Origin of the sequence: Mycobacterium sp. (assembly GCF_044370595.1) — a bacterium.
Taxonomy (GTDB): domain Bacteria; phylum Actinomycetota; class Actinomycetes; order Mycobacteriales; family Mycobacteriaceae; genus Mycobacterium.
The window spans coordinates 1-10,941 of the sequence record NZ_JBILVF010000116.1 but is presented as its reverse complement, the minus strand read 5'-3'; the positions used below and the strand labels follow the sequence as shown (position 1 = coordinate 10,941).

General features: G+C 66.6%; 9 protein-coding genes and 3 pseudogenes. 5 read left to right on the top strand and 7 right to left on the bottom strand.

Annotated elements, in window-relative coordinates:
- Positions 1–84 precede the first annotated feature (84 nt).
- Positions 85–228 (bottom strand): annotated as a pseudogene (locus ADBZ5N_RS13860) (hypothetical protein); the annotation flags it as partial.
- Positions 229–487: 259 nt separating this feature from the next.
- On the opposite strand from ADBZ5N_RS13860, the pseudogene ADBZ5N_RS13855 reads away from it, so the two are divergent.
- Both ADBZ5N_RS13855 and ADBZ5N_RS13850 read left to right on the top strand, forming a co-directional pair.
- Positions 488–727: pseudogene (locus tag ADBZ5N_RS13855) on the top strand (Sir2 family NAD-dependent protein deacetylase); the annotation flags it as partial.
- Between the two features lie 107 nt (positions 728–834).
- Positions 835–2,091, top strand: coding sequence for a M14 family zinc carboxypeptidase (locus ADBZ5N_RS13850; RefSeq protein ID WP_526258267.1), 1,257 nt, complete (start codon positions 835–837; stop codon positions 2,089–2,091).
- A gap of 67 nt (positions 2,092–2,158) precedes the next feature.
- Here ADBZ5N_RS13850 and ADBZ5N_RS13845 read toward each other — a convergent pair whose 3' ends face one another.
- The 4 genes from ADBZ5N_RS13845 to ADBZ5N_RS13830 all read right to left on the bottom strand — a co-directional run bounded on the left by ADBZ5N_RS13845 (position 2,159) and on the right by ADBZ5N_RS13830 (position 6,188).
- Complete coding sequence (locus ADBZ5N_RS13845) at positions 2,159–3,847, bottom strand: potassium channel family protein (protein WP_526258265.1); 1,689 nt, start codon at positions 3,845–3,847, stop codon at positions 2,159–2,161.
- A 49-nt stretch (positions 3,848–3,896) separates the two neighbouring features.
- Entirely contained in the window at positions 3,897–4,283 is a 387-nt protein-coding gene (locus ADBZ5N_RS13840; protein ID WP_526258262.1) for a DUF6394 family protein, read from the bottom strand.
- Between the two features lie 29 nt (positions 4,284–4,312).
- Entirely contained in the window at positions 4,313–5,386 is a 1,074-nt protein-coding gene (locus ADBZ5N_RS13835) for an alpha/beta fold hydrolase (protein ID WP_526258260.1), read from the bottom strand.
- Positions 5,387–5,474: 88 nt separating this feature from the next.
- A complete protein-coding gene (locus ADBZ5N_RS13830; protein WP_526258258.1) occupies positions 5,475–6,188 on the bottom strand; it encodes a peptidoglycan recognition protein family protein in 714 nt (237 codons plus the stop codon).
- A 52-nt stretch (positions 6,189–6,240) separates the two neighbouring features.
- On the opposite strand from ADBZ5N_RS13830, the gene ADBZ5N_RS13825 reads away from it, so the two are divergent.
- The gene (locus ADBZ5N_RS13825; RefSeq protein ID WP_526258256.1) at positions 6,241–7,380 is read left to right on the top strand and encodes an acyl-CoA dehydrogenase family protein; all 1,140 of its coding nucleotides are present in this window, start codon (positions 6,241–6,243) and stop codon (positions 7,378–7,380) included.
- Positions 7,381–7,430: 50 nt separating this feature from the next.
- Positions 7,431–8,030, top strand: a complete 600-nt coding sequence (locus ADBZ5N_RS13820; protein WP_526258269.1) for a cation efflux transmembrane domain-containing protein — start codon at positions 7,431–7,433, stop codon at positions 8,028–8,030.
- On the opposite strand, the gene ADBZ5N_RS13815 is transcribed toward ADBZ5N_RS13820, so the two are convergent.
- On the bottom strand, positions 8,027–9,310 hold the full coding sequence (locus ADBZ5N_RS13815; protein WP_526258254.1) for an oxygenase MpaB family protein: 1,284 nt from the start codon (positions 9,308–9,310) through the stop codon (positions 8,027–8,029). The genes ADBZ5N_RS13820 and ADBZ5N_RS13815 overlap by 4 nt on opposite strands.
- Before the next feature lie 183 nt (positions 9,311–9,493).
- Between ADBZ5N_RS13815 and ADBZ5N_RS13810 the strand changes: the two genes are divergently transcribed.
- Positions 9,494–10,729: an MgtC/SapB family protein gene (locus ADBZ5N_RS13810; protein WP_526258252.1), complete on the top strand. Its 1,236-nt coding sequence runs from the start codon at positions 9,494–9,496 to the stop codon at positions 10,727–10,729.
- 6 nt (positions 10,730–10,735) lie between these two features.
- Here the strand turns inward: ADBZ5N_RS13810 and ADBZ5N_RS13805 are convergent.
- A pseudogene (locus tag ADBZ5N_RS13805) lies at positions 10,736–10,941 on the bottom strand (hypothetical protein); the annotation flags it as partial.

Genomic DNA, 10,941 nt, shown 5'->3' with positions numbered 1-10,941 from the left:
CGCACCACACCGGAGATGCGCTCAGGCTTCTGCACGAAGTTCAATGCTCCCTCGAAGCTCATGGTGCCCTCGAAGGCGGAACCTTCAGCCTTGGTGATCTCCAGGGTCCAGGTCATCGTCCGGAAACTCTCTTTTCTCTCGGCGTGGGCGACTGACGACGCCGCTGCAGGGCCCGTCGAGGGCCCTCAGCGACCACACCCCGCGGTGCAGGTTGCGGTACACCGCGACCCGGGCTGGCCCACGGGTCGCGGCCCTTCAACGGGCTCAGCTGGTTGCGGTGCCGGGCGCCCCGAACGCCCGGTCGACTCGGGAAAGGCGCTGCTTAACCGGTACAATCAGGACCGGCGACGGTCACTTCGGTGGCCGTTGGTTCGCGCTTCGGGTTCATGTTTCGCTACGGATGGCCGAATCCGTCCGGATCGGGGTGGGCCGTCACGGGAAAGGCACCGCGTTGACCGACTCGACCGACGTGACGGGGTCACCCCGGATCCGGATCGCCGTGTTCAGCGGTGTCGGGTTCTCCGCCGAGAGTGGAGTACCGACGTTCCGCGATGACGTGACTGGGGCGGCATCACTTGGTCGAGGAGGTCGCCCCCAAGGACGGGCACCGGGCGGTGGCGGCGCGGTCAACTACACCGACGTCACCGTGATCACCCAGAACGTCGACGACCTCCATGAGTGGGCGGGTAGCCACCCGGTGCATCACCTGCATGACAGCCTGGCCGAGTCTCTGCAGCGGCGGCTGCCCGAACTCCTGCCGCATCGGTGACGGACGGCGCTGGGCCGTCGCTGCCGGCTGCCGCAGATCTTACCGGCGAGGCTATCGTCCGGCACTTGAGTCTCGCCGACCGGGTACGGGTCGAACATCTCGGGGACAGCCGGGACGGCCGGCCAATTCAGATGGTGTCCATCGGTGAGGGTCCGCATTCGGCGTTGATCGTCGGCGCCCCGCACCCCAACGAGCCCACCGGATGCCTGACCGTGCTGCGGATGCTGGCGCACCTGGCCGATTCACCCGGCCAGGTGGGCGACGAATTGGCCTGCTGGGAGTGGCATTTCATCCCTGCGATCGACATCGACGGGATCGCACTCAACCAAGGATGGTTCGGAGCCTCGCCCGATCTGGGCGCCTATCTCACCCATTTCTTCCGACCGCCGTTTCGGCTGCAGCCCGAGTACAGCTTCCCGATCGAACTGCCGCAATATCAATTCCGGCAAAGCACACCGGAAAACCTCTGCTGGCAAAGGGCACTGGAGATCACTCGACCGCGATTGCAGTGTGCGCTTCACGGCGCAGATACCGGTGGGGCATTCTTCATCCTCAGCGAGGACCACCCCGGACTCGCCGACGAACTCGCCGGACTCCCAGGCCGCTTCGGCGTCTCTCTGAACGAGGTCGGCGAGCCGCTGGCCGAGATGGCGGCCTACCGGCCCGGGATGTTCTCCTTCCCGTCCATCCCGGACATCCTCGCGCGTGAAGTCCCGACCGGTTCAGCTCCGGGATCGTCCTGGCAGGCTGGAGACTCCAGCGCCGACTTCGCCAGGGAACGTTTCGGCACATACAGCATGACGTGCGAGGTTCCGCTGTGGCGCGACGCGCGAGAGGGCAAGACGGCGCCGTCGGACCGCACCCTCGGCGAAGTGTTCGACGAGAGGATCTTCCTGCTGCGGGAGGAGGTCACGCTGGTCGGTCAGTGGTTACCCGCACTGGCACCGCTGAACAACTCATTTCAGGCCGAGTCCATCGTGGCCTCTTTGGCGGACTCCGTACCCGCGGCCGTCGGCACCATCTCAGCGCTGGAGAAGACACGACCGTCTGGTTCGGCCGACCGCCGGCTTGCCGTGCGGGAACTCGTCTGGTTCGAAGCAGGAACATACGCACTGCGCATCCCGGCACTACTGCTCCGACTGGCACGGATCACTCAGACCCTCGAGGCGCAGAGTGCCGCCCGCACCGTGCTCGAGGCACGACTGGCCGCTTACCGCCGCGCGACTGCATTGTCGGCGATCCCGCTCACCCAGACGACCGGCCTACAGATGGCCGCAGTCATGGCCGCAGCACGGTTGCTCGGCTCCGAGGGTTGCGCTTAGCCGGCTTTCCTCGCGCGGCCGACGGCCACCTCGGAGACGCCGCCGGCGGCTGCCGCGGGCTGTGGACTCATGACACCCGCTTCCTGGCGGTCAGCCGCGCCCACACCCACGTCAGCGGAACGTCGCGGCCGGTGGCCAGATACTCCACGGTGGATGGGTAATGACAGATCTCGCGTACCCTCGCCAACCCGGCGGGCTTGCCCACGAGCAGCACCTGATCGTCGAGGGCCAGTGGGATGTCCTCGGGGGGCATGAATTGCGGTTCGCCGGCGCGGACGAGCACCAGGGCCGCCACGGGCAGTGTTGATTCGCGGTCATCGGGCTGCAGCATCAGGGTCCGCAAGGTTAGGGCCTGCCCCCGCGTCAACCAGTTGGCGATGGCCGGAGTCTCTCTGGCGGACAGCGTGATCACGTCGCGTTGCGGAGTGTGGTCTCCGCAACGCCCCTGCAGGTGGTCGCGTACCGCCACCGCCCACTGCTCATCCTGGGTCAACACATGCTCGGCAAAGCTCCAGAAGACGGGGGTCACAATCCGGGCGAGCACCTCGCGGGCGATGACTTCGGTGTCGATGTAGACCGACTCGATCCGCATCGCGTCCAGTAGGGCTTTCCGTGCGTTCGTCTCCTGCCGGAGCACCAGGTAGACATCGGGATTGGCGTGCCGGGCATGTTCGGCCATGGCGATGTTCAGTGTTTCGTTGGCCGTTCCGGCGATGAATCCCACCGAGCCGGACACGTCGGGGTCCGCGTCGGTGGCATCGACCAGTTCGACGGCGACCCCGATGGCCGCGAGATCGTTGACCACCGCATCGGCGAACTCGCCCTCGGCGCAGACCACCCATCTGCGTGCGGCGAGATCCCTTCGGACGGGCTGAAGTTGCTCTTGATCGTTGTCCATCAACCACCGCAGCAGTTGGTGGTTGACCGGTCGCTGGATCGACAGGGCCAGGTAGTCACCGAAGCGGTCGTCGGCGTTGATCGCCGACCCCGGAGCGAAGTGCTCCATGCGGGTGCGGGTGCGGCGCGCAGCGCAGCGGCCGAGAACCGGGAGGTCCGGTCGCAGCAGGGACGCCGCCATCACCACCGCCAGGTTGGTCTCATCGTCGTCGGTCAGCGCCAGCACACCCTCACACTCGCGGTGCCCGAGGCCGGCCATACCGAGCACCGCCGGGGTGGCGCAGTCGCCTTGGACGGCGGGGACCTCGAAGCTCAGTTGTTCGGACACCAGCGACTGCACCGCGTCCTCCCGCGCGTCGATGACGACGAAACGGCGGTAGTGATCGTCGAGTTCGGCTCCGACGATCCGGCCGGCATTTCCGTATCCGGCGACGATGACGAAGGGTTCGACAAGACGGCGAACCTGACGCCGGAACTGCTGGGCGGCGACGGCGGCCTGAAAGGGCGCACCCTGGACGAGTGCGAAGAACACCGCGATCGTGTAGGCCCAGCCGATGACGAGCAGAAAGATCGACATCGTCAGCCACATCCGCTGCGGGTAGCTGAAGGGGTAGGGCGCCTCGGTGTAGCCGACCGTGGTCAGCGTGATCGTCATCTGGTAGAACGCGTCGAATATGTTCAGCCGGTAGGGGTTTCCGTCGGGGTCCACGCCGGGCATTAACATCATCCCGGCCGTGCAGAAGGCGAAGGTCGTGACGACGAACAGCAGCGGCAGCCTCATCCGCCGCATGATCAAGAAGATCACCTCATTGGTCGGCGCCGATGCCGGGATGTGGTTCGGCGTGGTCTGTCCGGTCATCCGTTTCCGGGACCACAGGCGGAACGGGTGCGGCGGGTTGGGCATTGAGCTAGCGGCGGCGGAACGTCGCCGTCTCGATGACGAGCAGCGTCACCGAAACCAGGTTTGCCAACAGCGCCCCGCCCGACAGCGAGACCACACTCGCGGTGGCGTGTCCGTCGAGTCCTTGCTCGGAAACCTGGGTGGCCCACACCCACATGCCCGCCGCGGCAGCGAGTTGAAGCAACGCGACCAGACTGGTCGCCAGCTGGACCGCGCCGAGTTGGGTGTTGTCACCGAACTTCAGGATCGTCGTGATCAGGGCGACGAAGAGGGCGAGGAACAACTCCCAGGAGTTGTGGGCTTCGGGGTCGCTGATGGGGCCCACGAAGAAGCCGAAGTTCAGGGTCGCCGCCAGCAACACGAAAAAGCCGAAGACCACCTTCTCAAGGTTCACATCGGCAGCCTAGCGGGGCGCGTGTCGGCTCAGGCCGGCTGTTTGTCCAGGAAGTCGTCGATCATCGTCCACGTGGTGGCCGCCGCTGAGCGCCCGGTCAGGACGCCCAGGTGCCCGCCCGGTGCGGTCTCCAGCCGCACCGTCGGCGAGTTCGGCAGCAATTGGCCGACGTGGTGGGCGACCTCGACGGGCACGAGTACGTCGGAGGCGCCGGCCACGTTCAGCACCGGAACCCGGATATCGGCGAGTTTGACCAGTTTGGTGGGGCCCTGGACGGTCCCGTCGGCCAGATCGTTCTGCTGGACGAGCCGCTGGTAGACCTGCAGCGTCGCCCGACCCGGATAGGCGAGCATGCTGTTCATCAGCCCGTCGACCGCCTCGACATGGGCGAGGAACTCGCGATCGTCGCGGTGCTTGAGCAGGGTGATCGGCTTCTTCAGATACGTGGTCAGCGAGGTGGCCTTGAAAGCGGGGCCGACGATCTGGGCCGGCAGACCGCCGAGCACCTTCAGGCCGGTCCCGATGATGCGGCCACCGGTGTACTTGCCCGCTTTGCGGATCGGGGCGATCATCTGGTGCTTGCTGAGGTCGAAGGGGCTGGCGACCATGACCACCGATTTGATCGGCAACTCGCTGTACGCGGCGGTGGTCAGGATGGAGATGACGCCGCCGAGGCACCAGCCGATCAGGTGCACCGGTTTGCCGCCGGAATCCTCAGATACCTTGCGGATCGCATTGGGCACCACCTCCGAGACCCAGAACTCGATCCCGAGATTGCGGTCGGCCAGACCGATCTCGCCGTAGTCCACCAGATAGGTGGGGCGACCGGACTTCAGCAGATGCTCGGTCAGCGAGCATCCGCGCCGCAGATCGAAGCAGACTGACTGCGACCCCAACGGCGGCACCAGCAGCACCGGGTCACCGCTGAGCGGTTTGTCCACCGGAAGGTAGCGATGCAGGGTCGCCTTGTGGCCCTCGTCGATGACCTCAGACGGCATCCGGGTGGTGTCGGCGATACCACCCTTGACCATGAAGTCATACATGTTGGAGACCGCTTGGCGGCGTTGCTCCAACGTCCGGTTCTTGTCGAAGAAAGAACTCATGTCCCGAGGATACGGGCACTACACACCCTCATGAGGGCCTTTCACCGGCGCGCTGGACGTTGACCGGCCATGTTCGCCGGCAGCGGAGCTAGCCGCCCGCCTCGATGGACGCGACCCGTTCATCGGCTTGCGACCCGCAGAGTGGTTGCAGGTCGAAGCCGGAGGAGACCAGCGCGGTGATCCGCTGCGCGAGGTCACCGGAATCGACGTGGGCCTGCAGGCTTCGGCCGGGACACGCCGTCCCCGAGGCCACCTCCTGATGGCTGGCCAGGGTGTCCACTCCGATACCGAAATTCTCGGTGGCCCAGGCGAAGACCAGTGCCGCACCGTTGAGTTGGGCCGCGCTGACGGTCTCTTGATCGAAGTCGCCTTCGCACAACACCAGAAAGTGTCCGGTGGTGTCGTAGTTGGTGGCGGTGTCACCGGCGATGGCGGTGTCGCGGAGGGCGAAGATGTTGCCGTTGCGGTCCACGGCCATGTGGTAGGCGATGTCCACCCAGCCCCGGTCGTCTTGATGAAAGCGCTGGTGCTGCTGCAGGCGGGCGATGATCGCAGAGTTGTCCGGAAGCGCCACCGCCGAATGGTGGATGGTCATCCGGGTGATCGTCTGGGGCCGGCCGCCGGGCAGGGCCGGGCGGGCGCCCCAGGCCTGCCGGCACAGGATGACCCCGGACGGGACCGGTGCGGCCTGCGCCTGCCGGGCATGAGTGCCGACGACGGAGGCCAACCCCATGCCGCCGGCGCAGGCCAGCAGTTGGCGTCGGCTCAGGCCGGTGGCAGGAGGCTTCTGTGCGGACTCCACGGCTGCCACGATAGAGGCTTGGGCCGGAAATTCCGGATCGAAGGAGTCCCCCGTGAGCCTGCATCTGTCTGACGAACAGAACACCATGATCGCCACCATCAGAGAGTTCGCGGCCAGGGAGTGCGGCGGTCGGGAGCAGCGACTGGCCCTGACCAACGGCGGCACCACGCATCACAGCGTCGAGATGGCCCGCAAACTGGCCGACCTCGGATTCCTCGGGCTGTCGATCCCCGAGCAGTACGGCGGCGCCGGTGGTGGTCTGTTCGACGCCTGCCTGGTCATCGAGGAACTGGCCTACAACCAGATCCCGGTATCCAGCTTCGGCGTCACGATGATCGTCGCGCACATCTACCTCAACTTCGCCTCCGAGGATCTGAAGAAGGAGATCCTCGGCGCGGTTGTCTCGGGCACCCCGACCGCGGTGGCGATGTCCGAGCCGGGATCGGGATCCGACGTCGCCTCGCTGCGGTGTAAGGCTGAGAAGGTCGACGGCGGCTACCGGCTCAACGGCCAGAAGATGTGGATCTCCAACGCCCACATCTCCGAGCACATCCTGCTGGTGGCCCGCAGTTCCGATAGCGGTGACAAGCATCGGGGCATCACCATGTTGTCGGTGCCGACCAGCACCCACGGCATCGAGATCCGTCCGATCCCCACGATGGGCGCGGAAGTCAACGACGTGTTCTTCACCGACTGCGAGGTCGGGGAGGAGCGAATCGTTGGAGTCGAGGGCCAGGGGTGGTCCCAGCTGATCGCCGGGTTGAACACCGAGCGGGTCATCGTGGGGGCGCTGGCGCTCGGGCAAGCACGCCGCTCGTTTGACGACACGCTGAACTACGTGAAAACCCGCCATCAGTTCGGCCGCCCGGTAGGGACCTTCCAGGCGCTCTCACACCGGCTTGCGGACTTGGCGACCGAGATCGAATGCACTCGGCTGCTGGTCCATGACATCGCTCAACGGGTCGATGAGAACCCAGGCAAACTCATGCCCCGGGAGGCGTCGATGGTCAAGCTCAAGGCCACCGAATTGGCCAAGGAGGCTGCGCTGCAGGGCATTCAGATGATGGGCGGAATGGGTTACGCCACCGAAGGGGGAATGGAGGAGCAGTTCCGCGCCGCGGTGGTCGGCACCATCGCCGGCGGCAGCAGCGAGATTCAACGCGACATCATCGCCAAGACCTTGGGGTTGTAGTGACGGCGGACGGCTGCCGTGCGGACAAGCCCGGCGGCGCGGCTGGAACTCTGACGGCCGCACGTCGTTCGCTGTTGACGCGTCGAGTCCGCCTGTTGGTGGCCGCGACGATCACCTACAACGTGATCGAGGCGGCGGTGGCGCTCACCGCGGGTGTACTCGCATCGTCGGCGGCGTTGATCGGGTTCGGCCTGGATTCACTGATCGAGGTGGCCTCCGCGACCGCGGTGGCCTGGCAGTTCGCCGGACAGGATCCCCAGAACCGGGAGCGGACGGCGTTGCGGATCATCGCCGTCTCGTTCTTCGCGTTGGCCGGCTACGTCACCGTCGAGTCGTTGCGCGCTCTGTTCGGCGATGCGGAGGCGAAGCCATCCACGCCCGGGATTGTGCTTGCCGCAATATCGCTGGTGGTGATGCCGGTGCTGTCCTACGCCCAACGTAGGACCGGCCGGGAACTCGGTTCGCTCAGCGCCGTCGCCGACTCCAAACAGACCCTGCTGTGCACCTACCTGTCCGCGGTGCTGCTCGTGGGACTGCTGCTGAACAGTCTGTTCGGGTGGTCGTGGGCGGATCCCCTGGCCGCTCTGGTGATCGGCGCGGTCGCGGTCCGCGAGGGCCGGGAGACCTGGCGCGGCCGGCACTGCTGCTAGGCCCGCGCCCGCGAACCGGACCCGGACCTGGATCTGGACCCGGAGTGGCGGGTGCCCGCGCCCAGGCCGTCGTGACGGCGGTAGGTCCGGTCACCGCCGTGGTGCCTGATGGCCTGAGCAGAGAACATCTCGATGTTGTACCGGCCTACGGTCTCCCACACCCGGCTCAGGCCCGGCACCACCCGCATCGGGTAGCGCAGGGCGAAGTTGGTGGCCGCGAACCCCGCCACCATCAGTTGCGCCAGTTTGTTGTCGGGCAGTTCCAACGCCTCAGCGTTGGACGGCCCCAGGATCAATCTGCTATAGGCACAGAGGAATTCGGTGGTGACGGTCCGGGCGAACTGTGCGGCGGGATGGCGGCTGTGGCCGATGGCCAGCGGGCCCACCGCCGAACGCAGCGCATGACCCAACCGGGTGGAGTCCTCGTCGGGCCGGAACTCGTAGTCGGCCTGCAGCCACATCAGCCGCCAGGTGTCGGCTTCGTCGGCCGGCAGCAATTCGGCGTCGACCCCGAGCAGGAAGCCGACGTAGCGCCAGAAGTGGAAGAGCGCATCCTTCTCGCGGCGGCTGAACCGGACGCCCAATGCCTGCGAGCCGAGCACATTGCCCATCGAGAACAGCATCAGCGTGCCGGCCATCGTCGACTGGTTGACCGGGTGATCCCACTGATCGAAATCCCAGTCGGGCCGGCGTGACATGCCGGCGCGAACCATGGCGTGCATGAGCCTGACCCGCAGGGTGCTGGTGAAGCCGGGGGCGAAGCGTTCCAAGGCCCCCGGCGCGGTGACGTCGACGGTCCAGGTCAGGGTTTCGGCCAGCCGGCGCGGCGCCATGGCCTCCAGATCTCCGGTGGCGACCAGGGTTTTGTCGGCCCGCGATGCCAGGTAACCGCCCATCAGGGAGAACATCGACATCGCGGTGAAGCTGGGGATCATCCCGATGCGTGCCGAGACCCGGACGGCGTGGTCCAGTTTCTTCTGGTCGACCCAGTACGGCCGGGCATCGACCGAGGCGAAGAACGCGACCAACTCGGGCATCGGATCGTCGACGGCCTCGATTCCCTGCTCGACCGCTGTCTCGAACTGGGCCCGGCCGACCCCGGCGGGCAGCCGGCGGAAAGCCGACACCAGGTCGTCGGCCAACGGGTCGCCCATCTGGGTGAAGCGCTGATAGCTCTCACGCTGGTCAGCGGTCGGCCGGATATCGCCCGGTGCGAGTATTCGCAACCCGATGTTGAACGGAAACTCCCGAAACAACGGGGGATCCACCACTGCGGTCACAGCACCTCCCAGACCCGTGAGCCCCGGTGTCAGCAAATTGTGGACTCAGGTGTGTCCAGATTAGTCGGGGGTCGTGAGAAGGCGGGTGGAATCGGGGGCGTGCCGCCTCAGGATCCCAGCGCCGGTCCCGTGCGATCGACTCCCACGTCGGACTTCCTATTGTGGAGCGATGCGGTGCTACCGATGAGCTGGCAAGCCCTGCAGCCCTATCTGGTCGCGCTGGCGATCGGTCTGCTTCTGGGCTTCGAACGCGAGCGCAGTCACAACCGCACGCTGTCTGCCGGGTCCCGCTCCTTTGCGCTGCTGGCACTGCTGGGCGCGGTGGCCGCCACCTTCGGGCCGTGGGCGGTGATCGCCGGACTGGTCGGCGTTGCCGCGCTGATGGCGCTGGCCTACTTCCGCACCAGTGCCGAGGATCCGGGCACGACCACTGAGATCGCCGCTGTCGTCGCCTTCCTGCTCGGCGCGCTGGCCTACAGCCGACCGGCAATCGCCGTCGCGCTGGCCGTGGTCGTCGTCGGTCTGCTGGTCTCCAAGTCACGCATCCACCGCTTTGCCCGCGACATCGTCACCGAGGTCGAGATGGAAGATGCGATCAAGTTTTTCGTGGTGGCGTTCGTGGTGCTGCCACTGCTGCCCGATCAGCCGATGGGTCCCTACGGTGTGCTCAATCCCGCCAAGGTCTGGCTACTGGTGGTGTTACTCACCGGCATCGGCTGGTTGGGTTACGTCGGTGTGCGGGCACTGGGTGCCGAACGTGGGCTACTGGTCACCGGTCTGGCGGGCGGCTTCGTCTCGGCCAGCGCGACCACCGCGTCGATGGGCCGGCTCAGCCGCACCGCCGGTGTGCGGGCTCCGCTGGCCAGTGCGCTGGCCGCCAGTCTGGCGACGTTCGTGCAACTGGTCATCGTGATCGGCTACGTCGCCCCGGCGGTGCTGCGGCGGTTGTGGCCTCCGGTGCTGGCCGCGGCGGTGGTGCTCATCGCGGTGGCGGCCTACGTCTACCGGGGGGCCCACCGTGAAGACCACGCCGAGCCCGAAGCCGACCGGGCCCCCGCGGCTCGTCCCTTCGCGCTCAAGCCCGCGCTGATCCTCGCCGCGGTGCTGGTGTTCGCCTTGCTGCTGGGACGTTGGGGCGCAGACGTTCTCGGTCCCCAGGGTGCCGTACTGGGTGCTTTCGGGGCGGGCCTCGCCGACGCGCACGCCGGGTCGGTCGCTGCGGCGACCCTGGCCGCCAAGGGCGACATCGGCGTTAACACCGCACTGGTCGCGATCGCCGCCGCCCTGGGATCAAACACACTGGTGAAGATCGCACTCGCCTTCAGTTCCGGGGGCCGACGCTTCGGCCTGGCATTCGTGGCCGGTATGGCCGCACCGGCACTGGTCTTCGCTGTGGCATTGACCGCTGTCTTGCGCTAACGGCGGTTACGGACTTCGGTCGTGGCTTCCCGTCGTCGGCGGCGCCAGTTCGTCGAGTTCGGATGCCCGGACCGTGTCGTAGCCGGCCGGTAAGTGGTCAGGCGGTTCAATGCGCAACTTGTGCGCCACCGGCACGTCGGTCGAGGAGTGCAAGATGATCGACAGTGCGATGGTGACGGCGATCAGATCAAAGAGTTTGTCCCCGTTGGGGA

What these genes read in the sequence shown, in the direction of transcription:
- ADBZ5N_RS13845 (WP_526258265.1), bottom strand. Translation starts at nt 3,847, where the DNA reads ATGACCGGACAGACCACGCCGAACCACATCCCGGCATCGGCGCCGACC.
- ADBZ5N_RS13835 (WP_526258260.1), bottom strand. Translation starts at nt 5,386, where the DNA reads ATGAGTTCTTTCTTCGACAAGAACCGGACGTTGGAGCAACGCCGCCAA.
- ADBZ5N_RS13810 (WP_526258252.1), top strand. Translation starts at nt 9,494, where the DNA reads ATGAGCTGGCAAGCCCTGCAGCCCTATCTGGTCGCGCTGGCGATCGGT.